Source organism: Neobacillus oceani, assembly GCF_046237595.1.
Classification (GTDB): domain Bacteria; phylum Bacillota; class Bacilli; order Bacillales; family Cytobacillaceae; genus Bacillus_D; species Bacillus_D oceani.
Window position 1 is genome coordinate 2,281,145 of the sequence record NZ_CP143543.1, and the last position, 20,930, is coordinate 2,302,074.

General features: G+C 41.6%; 24 protein-coding genes and 1 pseudogene. 21 read left to right on the top strand and 4 right to left on the bottom strand.

Annotation, left to right across the window (positions count from 1 at the left end; translation table 11 throughout):
* Positions 1-32: 32 nt before the first annotated feature.
* From V1499_RS11355 to V1499_RS11395, 9 genes are all read left to right on the top strand, one after another.
* The gene (locus V1499_RS11355) at positions 33-539 is read left to right on the top strand and encodes a kinase (RefSeq protein WP_409276179.1); all 507 of its coding nucleotides are present in this window, start codon (positions 33-35) and stop codon (positions 537-539) included.
* Between the two features lie 112 nt (positions 540-651).
* The gene (locus V1499_RS11360) at positions 652-990 is read left to right on the top strand and encodes a hypothetical protein (protein WP_409276180.1); all 339 of its coding nucleotides are present in this window, start codon (positions 652-654) and stop codon (positions 988-990) included.
* 83 nt (positions 991-1,073) lie between these two features.
* Positions 1,074-1,427, top strand: coding sequence for a hypothetical protein (locus tag V1499_RS11365; RefSeq protein ID WP_409276181.1), 354 nt, complete (start codon positions 1,074-1,076; stop codon positions 1,425-1,427).
* Positions 1,428-1,627: 200 nt separating this feature from the next.
* Positions 1,628-2,077 (top strand): NUDIX domain-containing protein, encoded by a 450-nt coding sequence (locus tag V1499_RS11370; protein WP_409276182.1) that lies wholly within the window; start codon positions 1,628-1,630, stop codon positions 2,075-2,077.
* A gap of 351 nt (positions 2,078-2,428) precedes the next feature.
* The gene (gene murA / locus V1499_RS11375; protein WP_409276183.1) at positions 2,429-3,724 is read left to right on the top strand and encodes a UDP-N-acetylglucosamine 1-carboxyvinyltransferase; all 1,296 of its coding nucleotides are present in this window, start codon (positions 2,429-2,431) and stop codon (positions 3,722-3,724) included.
* A gap of 369 nt (positions 3,725-4,093) precedes the next feature.
* A complete protein-coding gene (locus V1499_RS11380) occupies positions 4,094-4,636 on the top strand; it encodes a sigma-70 family RNA polymerase sigma factor (protein WP_409276281.1) in 543 nt (180 codons plus the stop codon).
* A complete protein-coding gene (lepB, locus tag V1499_RS11385; protein ID WP_409276184.1) occupies positions 4,626-5,423 on the top strand; it encodes a signal peptidase I in 798 nt (265 codons plus the stop codon). Before V1499_RS11380 ends, lepB begins: the two co-directional genes overlap by 11 nt.
* A gap of 86 nt (positions 5,424-5,509) precedes the next feature.
* Entirely contained in the window at positions 5,510-6,169 is a 660-nt protein-coding gene (locus V1499_RS11390; RefSeq protein WP_409276185.1) for an NUDIX domain-containing protein, read from the top strand.
* 215 nt (positions 6,170-6,384) lie between these two features.
* Entirely contained in the window at positions 6,385-7,479 is a 1,095-nt protein-coding gene (locus V1499_RS11395) for an L-dopachrome tautomerase-related protein (RefSeq protein WP_409276186.1), read from the top strand.
* A 183-nt stretch (positions 7,480-7,662) separates the two neighbouring features.
* On the opposite strand, the gene V1499_RS11400 is transcribed toward V1499_RS11395, so the two are convergent.
* Genes V1499_RS11400 through V1499_RS11410 form a run of 3 tightly spaced genes read right to left on the bottom strand, consistent with a single transcriptional unit; the run spans position 7,663 to position 9,402 of the window.
* Positions 7,663-8,799 carry a zinc-dependent alcohol dehydrogenase gene (locus tag V1499_RS11400; protein WP_409270007.1) on the bottom strand — a complete coding sequence of 379 codons (1,137 nt, stop codon included), beginning with the start codon at positions 8,797-8,799 and terminating at the stop codon, positions 7,663-7,665.
* An 18-nt stretch (positions 8,800-8,817) separates the two neighbouring features.
* The gene (locus V1499_RS11405) at positions 8,818-9,177 is read right to left on the bottom strand and encodes a spore coat protein (RefSeq protein ID WP_409270009.1); all 360 of its coding nucleotides are present in this window, start codon (positions 9,175-9,177) and stop codon (positions 8,818-8,820) included.
* A gap of 15 nt (positions 9,178-9,192) precedes the next feature.
* On the bottom strand, positions 9,193-9,402 hold the full coding sequence (locus tag V1499_RS11410) for a hypothetical protein (protein ID WP_053367862.1): 210 nt from the start codon (positions 9,400-9,402) through the stop codon (positions 9,193-9,195).
* Between the two features lie 157 nt (positions 9,403-9,559).
* On the opposite strand from V1499_RS11410, the gene V1499_RS11415 reads away from it, so the two are divergent.
* From V1499_RS11415 to V1499_RS11430, 4 genes and pseudogenes are all read left to right on the top strand, one after another.
* A complete protein-coding gene (locus tag V1499_RS11415) occupies positions 9,560-9,766 on the top strand; it encodes a hypothetical protein (protein ID WP_409270011.1) in 207 nt (68 codons plus the stop codon).
* Positions 9,763-10,062 (top strand): spore coat protein, encoded by a 300-nt coding sequence (locus V1499_RS11420; protein WP_409270013.1) that lies wholly within the window; start codon positions 9,763-9,765, stop codon positions 10,060-10,062. The genes V1499_RS11415 and V1499_RS11420 overlap by 4 nt, the downstream gene beginning before the upstream one ends.
* Positions 10,063-10,177: 115 nt before the next feature.
* Positions 10,178-10,685 (top strand): annotated as a pseudogene (locus tag V1499_RS11425) (class I SAM-dependent methyltransferase); the annotation flags it as partial.
* A 38-nt stretch (positions 10,686-10,723) separates the two neighbouring features.
* Complete coding sequence (locus tag V1499_RS11430; RefSeq protein WP_409270015.1) at positions 10,724-11,116, top strand: YidH family protein; 393 nt, start codon at positions 10,724-10,726, stop codon at positions 11,114-11,116.
* Between the two features lie 3 nt (positions 11,117-11,119).
* On the opposite strand, the gene V1499_RS11435 is transcribed toward V1499_RS11430, so the two are convergent.
* Complete coding sequence (locus V1499_RS11435) at positions 11,120-11,416, bottom strand: hypothetical protein (RefSeq protein WP_409270017.1); 297 nt, start codon at positions 11,414-11,416, stop codon at positions 11,120-11,122.
* A 657-nt stretch (positions 11,417-12,073) separates the two neighbouring features.
* Between V1499_RS11435 and V1499_RS11440 the strand changes: the two genes are divergently transcribed.
* The 8 genes from V1499_RS11440 (at position 12,074) to V1499_RS11475 (ending at position 20,451) form a co-directional block, all read left to right on the top strand.
* Positions 12,074-12,988 (top strand): dihydrodipicolinate synthase family protein, encoded by a 915-nt coding sequence (locus V1499_RS11440; protein WP_409270019.1) that lies wholly within the window; start codon positions 12,074-12,076, stop codon positions 12,986-12,988.
* 96 nt (positions 12,989-13,084) lie between these two features.
* The gene (locus V1499_RS11445) at positions 13,085-14,479 is read left to right on the top strand and encodes an ABC transporter substrate-binding protein (RefSeq protein WP_409270020.1); all 1,395 of its coding nucleotides are present in this window, start codon (positions 13,085-13,087) and stop codon (positions 14,477-14,479) included.
* Between the two features lie 76 nt (positions 14,480-14,555).
* Positions 14,556-15,428, top strand: a complete 873-nt coding sequence (locus tag V1499_RS11450; protein WP_115453055.1) for a carbohydrate ABC transporter permease — start codon at positions 14,556-14,558, stop codon at positions 15,426-15,428.
* Between the two features lie 13 nt (positions 15,429-15,441).
* Positions 15,442-16,290, top strand: a complete 849-nt coding sequence (locus V1499_RS11455; protein ID WP_409270022.1) for a carbohydrate ABC transporter permease — start codon at positions 15,442-15,444, stop codon at positions 16,288-16,290.
* A 178-nt stretch (positions 16,291-16,468) separates the two neighbouring features.
* Positions 16,469-17,158 carry an N-acetylmannosamine-6-phosphate 2-epimerase gene (locus tag V1499_RS11460; protein WP_409270024.1) on the top strand — a complete coding sequence of 230 codons (690 nt, stop codon included), beginning with the start codon at positions 16,469-16,471 and terminating at the stop codon, positions 17,156-17,158.
* Between the two features lie 55 nt (positions 17,159-17,213).
* Complete coding sequence (locus tag V1499_RS11465; protein ID WP_409270026.1) at positions 17,214-18,101, top strand: ROK family protein; 888 nt, start codon at positions 17,214-17,216, stop codon at positions 18,099-18,101.
* 12 nt (positions 18,102-18,113) lie between these two features.
* Positions 18,114-18,968, top strand: coding sequence for a MurR/RpiR family transcriptional regulator (locus tag V1499_RS11470; RefSeq protein WP_409270028.1), 855 nt, complete (start codon positions 18,114-18,116; stop codon positions 18,966-18,968).
* A gap of 499 nt (positions 18,969-19,467) precedes the next feature.
* Positions 19,468-20,451, top strand: coding sequence for a nuclease-related domain-containing protein (locus V1499_RS11475; RefSeq protein WP_409270030.1), 984 nt, complete (start codon positions 19,468-19,470; stop codon positions 20,449-20,451).
* Positions 20,452-20,930: the final 479 nt, after the last annotated feature.

Here is a 20,930-nt window from a genome sequence, read left to right on the forward strand (position 1 = left end):
AACTAATTAAAAGACAACGAATAGGAGGGTTTATGGAATCCAAGTTAATTATCTTACGAGGCAATTCAGGGAGTGGAAAAACAACTACTGCGAAAAATCTTCAAAATCATTTGGGTCATGGAACGCTCTTGGTTTCTCAGGATGTCGTACGCCGTGAAATGTTGAAGGTTCACGATAGAGACGGGAACCTTTCAATTGACTTAATTCGCCAAATTGCAGAATACGGTAAAGATAAATGTGAATTTGTTATTGTAGAAGGGATATTATATAAAAATCGTTATGGGAAAATGCTAAATAACTTAATACAATTCTATAACCAAAGGGCATATGCTTATTATTTTGAATTATCCTTTGAGGAAACGGTCATTCGTCACAACAAAAGTCTGAAAAAGGAGGAATTCGGGGAAGATTCTTTACAAGCCTGGTGGAACCCAAACGATTATCTTGGCGTGAAAGGAGAAACAATATTGACGAATGATATGTCACAGAATATTGTATTGAAACTCATTTTAAATCAACTACAACAAGAATTACTCTGATTGGTTTGGAATAAACGGGTGCGTTGATCCAAGGAGGATTAACCACCTTTTTAGTTGGATTCCTTATTGAACGGGGAGTTGAACAAATAATACTCCATAAAGGGGGATAGATATGGCGAATTTTTGGAACTTAAATAGTACCTCCATCAACTTACCCTATATCTATGAAAATTTAATTTTGTTATTGACTCAAATAAGTAAAGGCAAGAATAACTTTTCTGAATACGATTTTGCTCAGTGGTGCGATAATTTCACAATGATCTTTGAAGATGATGAAGTGTCTAAAAATACAGAACACGCCCTTTTAATAGCTCGTGATATAGAATGCCAGTGGGATTTATTTTTGGCTGATACCTATTCCATAGAAGAATTACAAAAGATGGATTTAACAAAAGTAAAGCTACCTCTCGAATGGTATGAACGCTGGTTGGAGGAACTGCATGAAGTATAATCCTTTGTTATTGAACAAACGGTGCAGTTTAGTGCAATAATGCAGGTATTACAAATGAGTTTTCGTGATAGGGTGGTTGAAACATGTTAAAGGCTACAAACTTAAAGAAAGCTTTTTACCTCCTTTTAGTCCTTCTTATCATTTGTTTTGCTTATGCATACCAAAAGCCAATAATGACAACTTTGGAAGCAACAAATAATGCGGTTTTGTGTTTGAACAATCCACCGAAAGAATTGGGAATAAAAGCTGATGATATCACTTTTGATGATATTACGCAGGTAATGTTTTCCATTTATGCAAAGAGTGGGTTCTTGAATCGAATCACTAATCAACGTGAGCTAAGTGTAACACTGAAAACTAGTAATGGAAAACAACCAACCATTAGGATGGACGCATATAATGGAAAATGTCTTGGGGTGACTGGTCCATTAAACTAAAAGGAAACCTACTGCTTATTGTGCTAAAGGGTGCGGTGCTCGAGTAAGGATTTGAGTCACTTAATTGAAATCCTTATTGAACAAACGGGAGATATTCTTTTCTTTATTTAGGGAGTTTAGTTCAATAAGAAAACCAAAGCATATTTTCGTGCTGATATAGAAGTAATTTTTAATCTAAGATACGAGGAGGTACTGATTGCTTGTTAAAAAATAATGGATTTGAATTTCTCGAATTTATTAATAATATAAAGGAGACAAGTTTAAACGAATATCAACCCTTGGCTGGTTCTTTTGCAGTTTTAAAATGCGAAGGAAAGTACCTCCTATGCTATAACACCTTGCGTAGACAATGGGAACTACCCTCTGGTCGTAGAGAAAGTAATGAAACACCAAAGGAATGTGCCATAAGAGAACTTTATGAGGAAACAGGACAATATGTTACTAATTTAGACTTCCAAGGTTTATTAAAGGTGAAAAATACATTGAACGGCAACATAAAATATAACCCAATTTACTTTACGACGATTGAACAACTACAACCATTTAAACAAAATGAAGAAACATCAAAAATAAAACTTTGGGACTTAGTAGAAAAAATAGATTACATTGATTCAGTTGATGTAAAAATCTTTGACTATCTTTCGAAATGATTTTAATCATAATATCGGTATAGTCGAATTAGAAATGAGTTTGTGAAAGAATGTATTCTCAAGAAACGGGGGGGCGATGATCCAAGAGGAATTATCGCCCTTTTTGTTGAAATCCTTTTTAAGCAAACGGAGTTTAGTTAAATAAGAAAAAGGTTTTTTTACGATTATGTAGAATAAGTTACAATATGTAAAATATTGAATAAAAATGTTATTTTATGTAGAATTTTAAGCTAAGTTTTTTACTTTTTTTCTTTAACAGATTTAATTTCTTTAAATTTGATTTCTACTTATCAGACTTAAAATCAATTCTCTTTTTAAAGTCTACAGACATTCTAAATAGGAGTGAGTATATTGAAAGCTATTCACGTAGAATATTCACCGAACATAAATGGGGTTGTTCAAATTCCAGGTTCCAAAAATAGCTCATTGGCCCTACTTGCGGCAGCTTGTCTATCCGATGAAACTATAACCTTTCAAGGAATACCACATATAGCTGATTTTCGCGTTATTTGTGAAATGGGTAAGGAAGTTGGACTGAAAATTAAGCGTGAAACATCTGGGGAAGTTTCCATTGATCCAAGATTCATTTCCTCTACCGAATTCGACCCTGAAAAATCTTCATTATTTAGGACTGCTTATTATTTTATAGGAGCTCTACTCGCGAAGTATGGAAAAGTATCTGTAGGGTATCCTGGTGGCGATGATTTTGTCAGTCGGCCAATTGATCAGCATATTAAGGCGTTAGAAATGATGGGTGCTGAGTTTACGTATCATAAGGATTACTATGAGGTAGAGACTAAAGGATTACATGGTTCAACTATATATTTCGATACAATCACTTCCGGTGCAACAATAAATGCAATGTTAGCTGCAGTAAGAGCTAAAGGTAAAACGGTGTTGTTGAATGCAGCCCGTGATCCGGAAGTTATTGATACGGCAATTTTTTTAAACAAGATTGGTGCAAGAATAAGTGGTGCAGGAACGGACACTATTCGTATTACAGGAGTAAATCGGTTACACGGTGCAACGCATCGTGTAATCCCAGATCGGTTGATAGCAGGGTCATTCTTAATTGCTGCCGGTGTAGTAGGAGGGAATGTAACCGTAACAGATGTTATCCCGGAGCACTTGGGATCTTGTATAGCTAAGCTTGAAGAAATTGGAATAGAGATAGATGTGCAGGATAATTCTATAACTGCACATTCTACAGGAAAGCTAGCTGCCTCACGAATTAGAACAGGTATGTATCCAAGTTTTCCAACAGATTTACAGCAACCGATGACAACCTTATTCACGCAAGCTTCAGGGAAAAGCATTATTGCAGAAAAAATTTATCCGAATCGTTTCCAACATGTTGGTCAACTGATAAAAATGGGAGCGGACATAAGGGTACGGTCTGGAGTTGCTTTCGTTCAAGGAAAAAGCAATTTAAGGGGTACTATAGTTTCCACCTCAGATATTCGGGCTGGTATTTCCTTGATTCTTGCAGGCATGGTTGCAGAAGGTACTACCTATATCACTGGTGTTGAGCACATTGAACGCGGTTACGAAGATGTCATAAAAGGCTTTCAATCCTTGGGAGTTCATATTAGAAAAGAAGATATTGACTATAGATTTAATAACCAGTTTTATGAAAATGTTCAATAAGGAAAAGCAAATATAAAATCAAAGGTTAAAGTATAAGAGGTCTAATTGTGCTAAAGGGTGCGATGATCCAGGAAGGATTAGCGTCCTTTTTTGTTGAATCACTTAATGAGCAAACGGGCAGGTTAGTTCAACAAAAAGAAGGTTATGAAGAACTTTTGGGCAGGATACAAAACTTCAATGAATTATACCCGAGGATTCACTGGGTATCTCCATCATCGCCAAGCCAACTCACTTCGTAAAAGGTAATCTTAGGCTGTTGAAAAAATTATTTTTTCAACAGCCATTTTTGTTTTTAAAAATGAAACTTAAACACAACTCAGTCGTCTTAGCATTAAGCCAGAAATAGGGGGTGGTAAAGGATTGAATAGGATGATGGGTAAGGACAATGATTACACGGATAAAGATGCATGGTTTTCAGGGATTATGGACCTATATGGTGATCGATTAACCAAATTGTCTTTTACGTATACAAAGGATTGGGGTTTGGCGGAGGATATAGTCCAGGAAGTATTCATTATTTGTTATAAGGAATATGAAAACATTACCAAGATCGTATCGTTGAAGGGTTGGCTCTTCACGATAACTATAAACAAATGTAAGGATTTGATAAGGAGTTCATTTTTCAAAAGGGTTTTTACAAATCCAGACTTGCTTCTACATGCAAAGTCTCCTGAATTGTCACCAGAGATGGCCTTATTGAAAAGCAATGAAGAGGCTATATTATCATCCTGTGTTTTAGCGTTGCCCATTAATTACCGAGAAGTAATAACTCTATTTTATTATGAAGAACTATCAATAGAGGAGATTAGTGAAATTTTGAAATTAAACAGTAACACCATAAAAACTAGAATGAAAAGGGCTAGAATGAAATTGAAATCTTTATTGGAAAGGAGGATAAAAGATGGAGAATAAACTACGGAACCTACGTAAAGCAATGAATTCCTCAACCCACAAAGGAATTCACTTTACAGAAATCCACAAAAAGAAAATATGGGCAAAGTTACATCAGGAAGAACCAACAGTGAAGAGAAAACCATTTTTACGTTATTATTTTGTTGCATTCGTTGCAGTGTCCTTGTTCCTCCTACTCTTTTCTCAAGATATAACTCAAAACATATTTCCAAATAAAAATGCAGAACTTCGTGATGATATAACAAAACCAACAATCGCAAGGGTAGATGCAGGTAGTAATACAATCGTTATTAATTATGGTATAGACAATATGGATCGGGGTAAATATGATTTTTATTCTATTCAAGGAGAACCAAAAATTGTTATTGAAAAGGTAAATGGTGAGGATGTTCGTAGAGGAGAGATTGTTTATCTTAAATATCCTGATGACGATGGTTTCCCGCTATTTAACCCCGATTACTATTTAGCAAGAGTGGTAGGCCTTCCAAAAGAAACGGTGGAAATCAAAAACGGGCAGGTATATATAAACAATAAGAAATTGGTCGCATTTTACGGTGAAAAAACAATCAATGGTGTTACCCTCGAAACTTACCTTAAGCGTCCAAAGTATAAGAAGTCCACCTTAGAAGAAAGTGATTTTTTAGAAGATATGGAACCAATTAAAATCCCTGAGGCAACGGTTTTTGTACTATCAGATAACTGGTTGAGAGCAGTAGACAGCCGTCACTTCGGTCCTCTGGATATGTCAGTAATTGAAGGAAAAGTATTAGGCTATTTAAAAGAGTAGGTAATGTTAGATTCCTGCAAAATAATTATGAATTAGAATGAACACTGGAGAGGCTGTCCCATAAATAACTATTCGGTATTAAGCTAATGGGTGCGTTGATCCAGGAAGGATTAGGCACCTTTTTTGTTGAATTCCTTATTGAGCAAACGGGAGTTGAAGAAGGATTCCTTTTAAACAAAGCGTATATGTATAATAATATCCAGTTCATAGGAAAAAAGAGAAACCCAGAAACAAGGGGGATGAGTATGGCAAATATATGTTGGGAAGATTCATATGTAGGACAAATAAGAAAACTGGTTGGTCATAAAAGATTAATCCACCCATCTGTTCGTGCCATTATTCAGGATGAAAAAGGAAGAGTTCTTTTCATTAACCGAAGGGGACACAGTAGATGGGGAATGCCAGCAGGTTCAATGGAACTTGATGAGTCAATTTTTGAAACTCTTAAAAGGGAAGTGAAAGAAGAAACGGGTATTGATGTAATAAATGCGAAGTTAATTGCAATATATTCGGGACCTGATAAGTCAATTGTAAATGAATTCGGAGACGAATATCAGATGTTTGAATTTTTATTTTTAGTTGATGAATGGAAAGGAACAATCCTTAAGGAAACTGATGAAAGTAATAACGCAGAATTCTTCTCATTAGATAAAATTCCTCAAGGTTCAAATCAGTTTTGGGATAAACATCATAAGGAAGTTATTGAGGATTTAAGAAACTTCAAAGGTCAATTGATTTTAAAATAAATCGGGTGCGTTGATCCAGGAAGGATTAGGCATATTCTTCAACTTGTCATTTCCTTTAAAGCATGTAGACATTCGTTCACCTGACAGACTTTATAAATTTCGTAAACAATCATACGATCATCTTTTTGAATAGAAAAATTATTAAGAAACATGCACTAGAAAAAATAAAAATCATATATAGGTGATATCCGGTTTAAATGGTTGAGGAGGATATCATGAAACCTATGCTACCTATTGAAAAATATTTCGGTAAGCTAGAACTTGTTTATACATTTTTTGGGGCAATGCCCACTGGTGTTAGTGTTTCAGAAACAGGGCGTATTTTTATTTGTTTTCCGAAATGGGGAGACGAAGTAAAATTTACTGTGGCGGAAATTGTTGATGATAAATTGCAGCCTTATCCTAATTTACAAACCAATTTGTTTAACCCCGAGAATATCAAAATGACTTTCATCAGTGTCCAAAGTGTAGTTACTGATGGAAGGGGAACGCTTTGGGTATTAGATACAGCCGCACCCAATTTCTCTGAACCTATTAAAGGCGGAGCAAAATTAGTCGCTGTTGATTTAAAAACCAATACAATTAGAAGAGTGTATTCCTTTACAGAAGATGTTGTCCTGCCAACAACTTACCTGAATGATGTCCGATTTGATTTTCGTGTTGGTAGAGCCGGATATGCATATATTACCGATTCCTCATCTTCAGGACCAGGAGCTATTATCGTGGTTGATTTAGAAACTGGAACAGCATTTAGACGGTTAAATGGGGCAAATCCAACTTCACCCGATCCCTTTTTTTTGCCGAAAGTAGAAGGCAAAATTTTGATGAATCGAAACAAAGATGGCTCAACCTCCCCATTTAGGCTGGCTTCCGACGGAATTGCAATTTCTCCCGATGGCAAGGTATTATTTTTTTGCCCACTCACCAGTCGTCATCTGTTTTCGATTTCAACAGAAGTCCTAAGAGACCGGTCCATACCGGATGCAGATTTAATTTATCATGTGAAGTATCGGGGAGAGAAAGGTGCATCTGATGGAATGATCACCGATGCAAAAGGAATCGTTTATGCTGGGGATTATGAACATAACAGTATTCGAAAGATATTACCGAATGGAGCGATGGAAACCATTGCACATGATCCAAGAATACTTTGGCCGGATACTTTTTCAATTGGCCCTGATGGATACTTATATGTCATTGTAAACCAATTACATCGGCAAGCCAGATTTCATTATGGAAGAGATTTACGAGAAAAACCTTATAGTTTACTTCGTATGAAAATCGGCGAATTACCTGCTCCAGCCTTTTAATAATAATGGGCTACTTCCATCACAGCCGTAGGCCTTTTAGATGTTATTCAGCCACTGCTAGCCTTTTCTTTTCATAACACTCCAATTGTGATTTCACTGAAGAGGATGAAAAACGGGGAGAGATCAGTACTTTTCCAGTGATACAACAAAACCCAGTCTTAAACTAACTGGGCTGTCTGTTTTTTAAGGTTTTAATATAACTTTAATGCAATCTTCTGTTTTTGTGTCGAAAACCTCATATCCATGCTTAGCCTGATCGAGGGGGAGAACGTGGGTAATAACATCGCTAGGATCTACTTTTCCAGAATTGAACAGGTCATATAGGAAAGGCATATACGGAATTACTGGTGCCTGTCCCATTTTTAAATCGATATTTCTCTGGAAGAAGTCTCCAAGCGGAAAAGCATTGTATCGTCCTCCATAAACGCCTGTTATTTGGACGGTACCGCCTTTTCTAACCGCCTGGCTGGCAATTACAATCGCCCCCATCGCTCCGCCCTGAAGCTTTAGTCCGCTTGCAAGAAATTCCATTTCGGTCCACTTTCCATCCATACCGACAGCATCTATGACTATATCTGCTCCGCCCTTTGTAATTTCCTTTAGGTACTGACCGGTGTTTTCATGCTGTTCAAAATTCACAATCTCAACCTTGTTGTGTTTCTTGGCATGCTGCAGCCGGTAGTTAATGTAATCTACAGCAATAACCCTTTTTGCTCCTTTGTACCAGGCAAATTTTTGGGCAAGCAGTCCAACCGGGCCGCAACCAAGCACTATGACTGTATCTCCCTCTTTGACGCCGGCATGGTCTACCGTCCAGTAGGCGGTTGAAGCTGCATCGGCAAGTAAACAAAGCTTTTCATCTTCAATTTCGCAAGCTTCGGGAATTTTAAAAGGCGTAAAGTTTCCGTAAGGGACACGCATATACTCAGCTTGCCCGCCAGCATAACCGCCAGTAAGTTCAGAGTAGCCGAAGAATCCGCCCATGTCACCATGGGGATTGGAATTATCACATTGGCTGGTTAAATCATGCTGACAATACCAGCACGAGCCGCAACTCACGTTGAAAGGGATAATGACCCGGTCACCTTTTTTTAAATTCCTTACATCTGGCCCTACTTCCTCAACAATCCCCATCGGCTCATGCCCAATGACAAAGTCAGTAGGCATGCTGGGAATCATACCATGAATTAAATGAAGGTCCGACCCACAAATTGCGGAACTTGTTATTTTAACTATAATATCATCGGAATTCTTAATTGTGGGATCTTTAACTTCTCTTACTTCTACATTTTTAATCCCTTGATAGGTAACAGCTTTCATCTAAGTATTTCTCTCCTTTTATTCATTTGGAGTAGCGAACATTCCGCCCCGGTCGGTGTCATTATGGAAGAGAGTCATTTGGCCAATTTGAACGGCTGTCTCTGCTCCTTTTAAATCAACTGGATACTGCTCCTTAAAATTATAGGGGTGAAGCCATTTTCTCTCCATCATTAAGTCGGAAATTTCTCCGTGTAGATCAATTGCTTGCATCAATTGTTTAGTTAATACTCTTTTAAGTGCCGGATTGGCAACTTCTGCAATGGCAAATCCATAATTACGAATACCATTTTTTACTGAAAGCAAGAAGTCCAAAGCAAATGCAGAATCAGCCAGATTCGGCATGCCTTCCGCGTTTCTCGGGTCTAGATAGTCTTTCATGATTCCACCTCCTGATTAATGAAGAATTTCACTCTGTTTATAAAAAGGCAGTAGCTCATTTATCGCCTCTGTTGATTGTTGAACATCTTTCTGCATTAACTGTTTTAACTCATTATTAAAGCAAATCCCTTGCATTAATTTTGACCTCAGTAAACAAACAGTTTTCAGATTGATGATTTCATGTGTTTCCAAAGTTTCGTGTAGTGCCAACTTTTGCTGGTCCATCAACTCTTCACCTCTACTTTTTTAGTCTAAAGTATTTTCCCAATGAGGATTTCTTTTTATACACAATCAATGGGCGATTTTATTTTTTGACATGAATATTCCATTAAAGTCATTCAAATAAATAAGAAGGTACAAAAACACCAAAGGAGTGAATATGATGGTCAAATATCTAGGATTGCATGAGACTCTGGAAGTACACGAATTGTTAACCTTTAAAAACCTATGTTTAACCAAATCAACAACAATGGGTCCTTTGGCACAGGATGAAGAATTAAAAACAATTCTTTCAAATGATGTTTCGGCAGGACAACAGCATATTCAGCAATTGCAGCAAATCTTAACAAATAGGGGGGCCAACCAATGAATCAATTTATCCAAAACATGGTAGGAATGGGCGGTATGACGGACCAAGTTATCGCAAATGATTTCTTAATGTCTGCTAAAGCAGGAATAAGGAATTACACAATTGCAATAACAGAAGCAGCTACCCCGGAATTAAGAACAATATTGAGGGAACAGTTACAGGCTGCTATTCAAACTCATGAAAATATAACCAGCTATATGATGTCAAAAGGATACTATCATCCGCATAATCTAAGTGAGCAATTGCAGGTTGATTTAACTGCATCACAAACAGCAACAAACCTGGCCCAGCAATAGGCTTTTTGTTTATTAAGGTAATAGAGGACTTCATAGCGGACCTTAACAAAGTGAGGACTTACGAATGTGCCTGTGTAGAGTTAATCTGCACAGGTTTATTCTTTTATAGGATATGAAGCTAAACTTGAGGGGCGAGGCGCTGGCGATTGCGGAGGGCGAGAGCCGGGCGGTTTTCCTGGCGGAGCAAGAAGGTGACTGCCTGGGATTATGCGAAATCCGGTCTCGAAAAAACGAAAAAGCTTGCCGAGTCGAGACACGTCTCCTTGGAAACAAGGCTCGTTGATTTAAACGAGGCAAATTGGGATAAAGACAAATGAGACGAAATTGTATGTGTGTTCGGGCATTTTCCGGCTAGCCTCCGTGCTAAAACTTTGGCAGGAGTAAAAGAAGCGGTAAGGCCGGGTGGAAATTTTGTAACGGAAGTGTATTCTGTTCACCAAATTCCGTATGGGAGCGGCGGCCCGAAAGAGGTTCGATTACTGTATAAGCCAGAGGAATTATTAGAAACGTTCAGCGACTGGCGGATTGTCCATTTTTTCATGGGCGAGGTTGTAAGGAAAGAGGGGGAACTCCATAATGGGTTATCCCACGTCATTCAATTTACAGGGCAAAAGCCGCTTTGAAAATGCTGCTAGATTGTCTTGGTTAAGGGAGGGATTTCATGAGGGACGAAGATGCAAAGATTAATGAAGTTGAAAAGACGGTTGATTCAAAATACATTCAGCAGCACCTTGCGAATGAGCGGACCTTCCTTGCCTGGGTCCGGACCGCGATTGCGATCATTGGGGTAGGCTTCCTTGTCACAAACCTGCATTTCAACATGCAGGCGAGCCTCACACCAATCGGCAATTTCATGGCGAACTTAATCGGTATTTCTTCGGTTGCGCTCGGAATTATCGTGATTGTCATGTCAATGGCTGCTTATTTGCGTAAAGTCCAGTCAATTAATGACCAAACATTCAGGACACCTCGGCTATCGATCATTCTTCTCGGTATCCTGGTTGTGGTCATTACGGCGTTTTTCGGAGTTTACTTTGTGATGGTGAATATGTAGTTGCTAAAAATGTTCGTCCGGACGAACCGGAGTTAGTTGCTCCGAATCGATTGGATCGCGTTCCTGCCTGTCCTCGGTGATTTCACGAACCAAAACCCATGTGTGTTTCAGGAATTGCTGAAAGTCGCTGAACAGAAGCCAGGCCGCTTCCGTCACTTCGGGATTTTCCTTCAGCGCCCGAAGCTCGTTTTGGACGCGGTCAACCGCTTCGCCGGGATTATCCAGCTGCCGCTCGATCGCCGGCCAGGTGGAAAAGAGGAACATCATCGATAAAATCAGTGTAAACAAACGAAACATCATCCTCAGCCTCCAAATGATTGTTATATAGCTGCAAAGAATTTTTACGGGTAATTTTTAAAAAAATTCGTCCACTCTAAAGAGCAGGTCTCCTGGAATAGGTACCCGACCGGTGTCTAAAGACAGATGTTGCTGGAAATGCAAAGCCAATCGGTCAAAAGAACCTCCAGTAAAGGACTCCCCACTGTAAAAGCGCCTTTTTCCAACTAAATCCTTTATTTATTGTCCCGATTACACTCCATTAAATTTATACCTGCCTGTCAGTACAATTTTTGCCATATCTAGCATGTTCTATAAGCATCTTTAACTTAAATGCAAATTTCCTTGATGCTTGAAAATATTTTTCAAAAAGAGAGTAAGAATAATTGTTTTTCTAAAAAAGCATTTAGGCGTATCTTATACCGCAATAAAAAACAGATGAGTTTTTATAGAAACCATCACATTCCAACTCCTAATCACCATTTGGTAAAGCCCTTTCACGCTCAAATTAAACATATTAGTATAACATTATTGTGAAGAAAAAATAACATTAAAAGAAAATGATGGATATTTTTTTCAAAATAATAAAAAATGGTGAAAATAATTTACACATTTAAGATAATTGTGTTATGCTGAACTCGTAAGCGCTAACATGACTAAATAACTAGGTGGGGTTGAAAGATGACAGTCGAAAAATTCAAGGGGATTATTCCTGCTTTTTACGCTTCCTATGACGAAGCTGGCGATGTTTCGGAAGCGCGTACAAAAGCGCTATGCAGCTATTTATACGATAAGGGCGTACAGGGCCTTTACGTTGGGGGCAGCTCGGGTGAATGCATTTACCAGAACCTCGAGGAGAGGAAGGCGACATTGAAATACGTCGCGGAAAGCATGAAAGGGAAGCTTGTCCTGATAGCCCATGTCGGCGCTCCGTCTACAAGGGAAAGCGTGGAGTTGGCAAAATATGCGGAGGACTTGGGTTACGACGCGTTGTCGGCAATTCCGCCAATCTATTTCAAATTACCGGAAAGCTCAATTTATAAGTATTGGACAAGCATTATGGACGCGACAGCCCTCCCATTCATCATTTACAACATTCCGCAGACGACTGGCTACAACCTGTCACTGAACCTGTTCGGCAAATTAATCGAGAACAAAAAGGTGATCGGCGTAAAGAACTCGTCCATGCCAGCGCTAGATATCGAACGATTCAAAGCGGCGGGCGGAGAAAACTTCATCGTCTTCAATGGGCCTGACGAGCAATATGTAGCAGGACGCCTCATTGGCGCGGATGCTGGAATCGGTGGAACATACGCCGCGATGCCTGAGCTTTATTTGAAAGCGGAACAGTATGTATCAACAGGCAATTTTTCAAAAGCAAGAAGCATCCAAAGAGATATCAATGACCTGATCATCGCGCTTTGCTCATTGAACGGAAACATGTATTCCGCCATCAAGGAAGTATTGAAGCTGCGCGGCGTGAATGTCGGCAGTGTCCGCGAGCCGCTTGAGCCGGTAACAGGAGACGATTTAGAAACCAAAATTCCTGTAATCCGCGACATGATCGATGCTGCGATTGCGAAATACGACAATTGATAGATTGTCAGAATGCTAGTTTCAAAGGATAAAAGGGAGTTCCAGGCAACAGCCTGTCTTCATAAAAAACAAACACAAATGTCAGGGGGAAAGTTTATGTTGAAAAAACGGTTTGTCGCATTGACGTCCGCTGCTGTACTCGGCCTTGGACTTTTAGCAGGTTGCACAGACGCAAAAGACAAAGAAGCCGCAAACGGTGAATCCAAGAAACCTGTAGAGATCTCCGTTTGGCTCACACCGCAGTGGAAGGGAGTCATGGATGCAACCGAAGAGGGTGCCGATTACAACAGCTTCTTCAAGTACGCTGGTGAAAAATTCTCCAAGCAGTACAAAGACCGCGAAGTGAAGGTCAACGTTGAAGTCGTTGCGGGCGACCAGCGTGATGAATTGCTAAACGTAAACCTGAATGGCGGCACTCCGCCAGATATCTTCTTTGAAAGTACTTTCGCGATGGGCGATTATGCACACAGGGGAGCGCTCGTTCCGCTGAACGACATCGTCGATGAGGACGCGAAGAAAGATATTGAACAAAACTTCTGGGACACCGTGACTTTCGGCGATGACATTTACTTCTATCCGTTCTCACACATGCCTGGCACACTCGTGTACAACGCTGACATGTTCAAGGCTGCTGGGCTTGAAAGCTATATCGGCGAACAAGATGAAATTAAGACTTGGACTCTTGAAGAATATGAAACAATCTTGAACAAACTGAAAAAGGATGTTCCTAAAGATAAATATGCAAACGCTTACCCGATGGGCCTCTATGCACTTAACAATCAGGGTGACACTTGGAACCTTGCTTACCTGAGAATGTTTGGCAACGAATTTTTCAATGACGAGTCCAATATTGTCCTTGATGACGCTAAAGGGGAAAAGGCTGCGGCATGGCTGAAAAAAATCTATGACGCGAAGCTCACGAACCCTGGCGCTGAGTCCGTATCATCGAACGATGTAAACGCAATGTTCCAAAACCAGCAGCTTGGAATCAGCTTCACTAACTCTGTCCTTTACAACAACGCGCAGGCGGATATGAACAGCGGCAAAGCGCCTAAGTTTGACGCAAGGCTCGCGAACATTCCATCCGAGAGCGGCGACCCGCTGACATTCACGTATGTGACAGGTGCAAGCGTATTCAATACTGGCGATGAAGAAAAAATCAAAATCAGCAAAGAGTTCGTTAAGTTCTTCTCTTCTGATCCCGAGCTTGTAAAAGCATCGAAAAACGGCGTTCCTGTAAGGACTTCCGTTGTTGAGGAGTTCAAGTCCGAAAAGCCATTGTTCGAAGCATATGACAAAAACGCGCAGTACATGTTCAACTTCACTGGCAGCGTTCCAGGCTACGGTGAATTAAGGCAAGTATTGTATCCGGAGCTTCAAGCCCTCTACACTGGTGAAAAAACTCCTGCCCAGGCAGTGAAGGATTACCAGAAAAACGGCAATAGCGTACTGGAAAACACTAAAGCGAATTCCGTGATTTTTAACAAGTAAATTTTTGTAAGGCATTGACTGATAGCTGCGGGCCCGGATAGCGGGCCTGCAGTTATAGAAAGGTAGGGGAGGGCCTATGAAAAACAACTCGGCTTTGAAGGAAAATATAACGGGCTACCTTTTTATCGCGCCGCAGCTATTATTGTTCCTCGTGTTCATCGTTTATCCGATTATAGAAGGAATCAGGCTGAGCCTGTATCGAATCAACTATCAGCAGGAAACGTTCATCGGCTTTGAAAACTATACAAGGCTATTCGCAAATCCCGTATTCATGAAATCCACCATTAACACTGTTATTTTCGTAGTGTTCATCGTTGCACTGACAGTGGTCTTCGCACTTTTCGTTTCTGCTTCAATTTTCGATAAAAATGCAAAATACGTGTCCTTTATCAGAGGCAGTTATTATATACCTGTTATGGTTTCCATGGTTGTTATGAGTATGGTCTGGAGCTTCCTGTTGAACCCTGCTAATGGGTTGATCCCCTACGCGGCGCGGCAGCTCGAATTGGCATCGGTCAATTTCCTCGGTGACAAGGATCTCGTCCTCCCGGTAATCATTTTCATTACATTCGCCACAAACGTCGGCCAGGCGATTATCCTGTATGTCGCGTCGATGATTGGCGTGCCGAAGGATGTTTTTGAGGCGGCGGAAGTCGATGGCGCGAACAGGCTGCAAATCATTTTTAAAATTCTGATCCCGATGGTCAAGCCGACAACGATTTACATTATTATCATGAACATCATCGCGGTTTTGAAAATCTTCGTAGTCATCCAGCTATTGACCGGCGGCGGGCCGAACAACGCTTCCACTACATTGATGTATTTCCTATATAATAACGCGTTTAAATACAACCAGCTTGGCATTGCCTCCGCTGTCGGAGTGATCATGTTCCTGATCACGCTCGCCCTGTCGATTCCGCAGTTGCGCGCGATGTTCAAGAAAGATTAGGAGGTGGCCGGACATGTTTGGAGCAAAAAACTCGAATAAGAAAAAGAAGGAAAAGATCGATATAGTCTTCAATGCGCTCATCATTTTCTTCGCAATCCTGAACTTGTTCCCGCTGTACTGGCTTGCTACAAGCTCGTTGAAAAACAGCTCGGACGTTGTAAAAATGCCTCCGGACTGGTGGCCAAAAACGTTCACGTTCAGCAACTATGTCGATGTATTCAACAACACTCCCGCTTTGCGCTGGGCGTACAACAGCATTTTCGTCTCGCTCGTTTCGACGATTTTGCTGATCGCAGTGAGCTGTCTCGCAGCCTATGCTTTTTCAAAGCTGAGGTTCAAGGGAAGAAATATCATTTTCATCATCTTTATCTCAAGTTTGATGGTTCCGAAAGAAGTCATGATCGTCCCATTGTTCAGGATTATCCAGGACCTTGGAATGGTAAATACACTTAGCGGGATGATTTGGCCGAACGTGGCGACAGCTTTCGGCGTGTTCTTGCTAAAAGGTTTTTTTGACTCGATTCCTGACTCATTGCGTGAGTCGGCTAAAATTGATGGCGCGAGTGAATTCACCGTTTTCTTCAAAATCATGCTTCCAATGGTGAAGCCGGGAATCGGAGCATTGTTCATCCTTAATTTTGTCAATGTTTGGAACGACTATCTATGGCAGCTCGTCGTCGGCCAAAGCCAAAACTCAAAGACGCTCATGGTCGGGATTGCAACGCTTATGCAGGATCTGAATCCGAACTTTGCCTATAAAATGGCTGGCGCGACCGTAGCCGCTATTCCGATGCTAATTATCTTTATCTTCTTCCAGCGCTATTTTACAGCCGGAATTTCAATTGGGGCGGTAAAGGAATAAAGCAGAATTGGTATTGGGCGGAAAATTCGCCAGTTGTGGGGAGGGGTTTCTTTTACCCTCGGCTAAAAGAAAGGCTAAACCTGCCGGCAATACAAGGCGGCATAACCACACACGCGGATTTCGCGAGGAGGGAATGCTGCCTTTTTGCCGGGCCAAATTCAAACTTGGAGATGTTTTTATGAGCAGCAAAGAAATTACATTTGAACAAATCCGCGGGAAGCTTATCGTTTCCTGCCAGGCACTGCCGAATGAGCCGCTCCATAGCCCTTTCATTATGGGGAGGATGGCGTATGCCGCGTTGCTTGGCGGCGCGAAGGGAATACGGGCAAACGGGGTGGAGGACATCCGTGAGATTAAGAAAATGGTTGACCTGCCCATTATCGGCATCATCAAGAAGGATTACGAAGGTTCCGAAGTATTCATCACCCCGACAATGGAAGAAATCGGCTTACTTCATGAAGAAGGTGTCGACATCATCGCCCTTGATGCCACAAAACGTGTCCGCCCGGACGGGACGACAATCAGTGAAATTTTTCCAAGAATCAGAGAAAAGTATAATGACCAGCTCTTTATGGCGGACTGCTCGACCTACGAGGAGGCGCAAGAAGCCTTTCGACTTGGCTTTGACTGCATCGGCACGACGCTAAGCGGGTATACCTCCTATACGAAAGGTGTCGAACTCCCGGATATTGCGCTGCTTGAAAGGCTCGTGAAGGATTTCGATATCCCGGTCATCGCGGAAGGCGGAATCTGGACTCCGGAACAGGTGAAGCGCATATTTGAAATCGGCGTTCACACAGCCGTCGTCGGAACCGCGATCACAAGGCCAATGGAAATCACAAAGCGGTTCGTTGCGGCCATTGGGTAGTATTTGTTTATTAAAAAATTGAGCGGAATTTCAAACAGCAAAGAGGTTGGATACTATGAAAATTCTCGCGGCGGATATCGGCGGAACGTCCACCAAGGTTGGCTTGTGCAGCGAAGGCGGCAAAATCGAATCCTATAAAGAATACAGCACCGAATGGGCTCGTACCGGACTGAATCCGGTAGATGTACTAGGTGAAATATTTACAGAGTACAGCGGCTTTGACGCAATCGGCATCAGCACGGCCGGCCAGGTGGACAGCACCGAAGGAAAAATCATTTATGCCAATGAAAACATCCCGGGCTATACGGGCGTGGGGCTGAAGGACATTTTTCAAAAGAGGTTTGGCGTCCCGGTCAAAGTGGAAAACGATGTGAATGCAGCAGCCCTTGGCGAAAAGCATTTCGGCGCTGGAAGTGGATTCCACGACTTCCTATGCCTGACGTACGGCACCGGGATTGGCGGGGCAATTATCCTGGGCGGTGAATTGTACAGGGGCCATAGCGGGAGCGCTTCTGAATTCGGGCATATCATCACCCATCCACTTGGACGTCCGTGCAATTGCGGCGGGATGGGCTGCTATGAGCAGTACGCATCAACCACCGCGCTCGTACGGAACGCGAAAGAAATTGACAAACTCTATAATAATGGGAGAATAGTTTTTGAGAAGTTTTTCCAAGGGGAGGCAGTTGTGGAAGAAATCGTCCATGAATGGGTTTTCGAAATCGCAATCGGGCTCGTTTCCCTCATCCATACATTCAATCCGCCAGCGGTTGTGCTCGGCGGGGGAATCATGGAGCAGGAGCTTCTTGTCCAAATGGTTTCTGACAAAGTGAAAGAGCTTATCATGGAAAGCTTCTCCGATGTAAAAATACTGAAGGCTGAGCTCGGAAATAAAGCAGGCGTGCTTGGCGCAGCATCTCTTCATCTTACACGAGTTGGTTAGGAGGAGCCGGAAATGGCCAGCCAGGATATCTTTACACTCATCCATTCACGTTACAATTCTTTTACAAATACCGAAAAAAAAGTAGCCGATTATATCCTTGAGAATTTGAAGGATGTCATCTTCATGTCGATTACCGATCTTGCGGATGCCTGCAATGTAGGGGAGTCGAGCATCTTCCGTTTTTGCAAGACGATGAACCTAAAAGGCTACCAGGAGTTCAAGATTCTACTCGCGCACAGCATTTCTCCGGATGGTGAGTCGCCGCAGCTGTCGAGCAGGATCACAATGGAGGATACGATTGAAGAGCTTTCCTCGAAAATTCTGTCCGCGAATGTGAACGCGATGACGGAGACGTACAATTTGATTTCAAAGCAGGACATTTCGGATGCGGTCGACAGCATCATGAAGGCAGACAGGGTGCATTTCTTTGGCGTCGGGTCGTCGTTGATGACCGCACTCGAGGCGAAGAACAAATTCATGCGGATCACGAACAAGGCTGAGTGTACGGTCGATTCGCATCTTCAAATCATGGCAGCAGCGCTCATGACCCAGAAGGATGTCGCGGTTTTGATCTCGTATTCCGGTTCTACAAAGGATACGATTGAGGTGGCAAAAGTGGCCAAGGAACGCGGCGCGAAAATCATCGCCATCACCCGGTTCGCCAAGTCGCCGCTAACGACCTACTCCGACATCACCCTGTTGTGCGGCGCGAACGAGGGTCCTTTACAGGGTGGTAGTCTGACAGCCAAGATTGCGCAGCTCTACCTGCTCGACCTTCTGTACTTCGAGTACTACAAACGCACGAACAAGGAATCGGCATATAATAAGGAACTTACGGCAAAAGCGGTTATTGAGAAGATGCTGTAATTTTAGTATGGCCCCGGTTTAAATTGCCGGGGCTTTTTTTACGTTGTGGGAAAGGCGGGTTAATGAAGGGCCGGTTATCGAAGGGCAAGTTAACGTAGGGCCGGTTAATGAAAAACCGGTTAATGAAAGGCATGTTAACGAAGGGGTGGTAATATAAAAAGCCGGTTGTGGAAACCGTTTTTCCACCTAAACTTGGTTGGCTGCTGGGGTTTTGGATGGCTGGCTTTTCGTTCAATGAATTGGGTTTGGACGATAGGCAATATTATCCGGGTGTTCGGCAATATTAGCTAGGTGTTCGGCAAGATTACCCGGGCGTTCGGCAAGATTACCCCGGTAGTAGGCAAAATTACCCGGGTGTTCGGCAATATTCCCACCGAGGTTCGCAATCTGAAACTTAATTCCAAAGTAAAATTCATAAAAAGTTCAATATCTCCGTAGATTTTCGCAAGGTTTAGCGCTTTTTCAAACGAATTTTTTTAAAAAGAAAGGAGAGGATCACTTGGAAGTTTTGCCGAAAGTGGTTTCAGTTTCTATTTTGGCGATGGAGGCCTTAAAAGGGAGAGTATTGCCTAGCTTGAAAATCTATAATGAATTGGTTGAGGATTTAAAGAAGGAGTGGGCGGGCCATAATGGTGAGAAATCGTTAATTTACCCATTACGCCATCTCGAAAACAATAAGTATTTAATTTTCCATGGTTTACGGCTGCAAGGGGACGGATATACGGTGCAACTGGATGTATATTTGATTTCACGCTACTTTTCACTCATTTTGGAAGCGAAAAACTGGGCGGGCGAGGTTTGTTTTAAAAAAAATCCCAAACAAGTCGTCCGAATTGTTAACGACGTTACCCAAGGTATGCCTAACCCGGTGGAGCAGGTGAAAATGCAGCAGCACAATATAAAAAAATGGCTTGCGGATAACCATTTACCGTCGATTCCAATTGAAGGCTACGCCGTTTTTGGCAGTTCAACCATCGTTACAATCGAAAAAGGCTACTACGAAGCGGAAAAATTTATTTGTAAAACCGACTACCTCTACTCCACTATCCGTAAAATGGAAACCCTCTACAAAACCCCAATCCTTACTCATGAAGAACTACATGAAATTAAAACCAAACTTCTCGAAAAAAATACTCCATTAATAAAAAACCTATATGAACATTATCGTTTTGAAAGGTCTGTTGTCATTACAGGGGTCCGCTGCCCACAATGCTTGGCTCTCGGAATGAAGTATAAAAGAAAGCAATGGTATTGTGCGTGCGGATGTAATTCAAAGGATGCACATATCCAAGCTTTAAGGGACTATCTTCTTTTGTTTGGGCCGATGATTTCAAACCAGGAGTTGAGGTGGTTTTTGCATCTGCCATCGAAAAGCATCACAAGCAAATTAATGGCTGAAGTAAAACTTGAAAAGGTAGGCAGTACCAGAAACGCTAGGTATAAGCTTCCTTGGTATCTAGTGTACTCTACTTCTAAAAAGTGAAAATAAAGTGTAGTTTTGCCGAGAGGCGATGCATAAATTATAGCTCGTTTGGCATTATTACCTGGGGGTTCGGCAAGATTACCACGGTAGTCGGCAAAATTACCCGGGTGTTCGGCAAGATTACCCCGGCATTCGGCAAAATTACCTGGGTGTTCGGCACGATTACCCATGTGTGCACCCCCTCGATTCGAGGCCAAACGACAGATGCCAAAACCAAGTTAATGAAAAGCCGGTTATAAAAAGCTGTATAGGTTCGGCAGGAGTAAGGAGTATTTAACCGAAATCGCTTTTAGCGACGCGGTTTTTATCATCTGCCTGTCGAGTTATGCAAATAACCGAAAAAGCTCCGACAAATTCGGTCAGGGGCTTTTTTCCTATTCATTAAATTGCTAGGTATGACAATAGAACTAAATCTATCTGAATTTTTAGAAAACTAGTATTTCTTGAAGGAATTGGCAATATGTTTATAGTATTCTTTC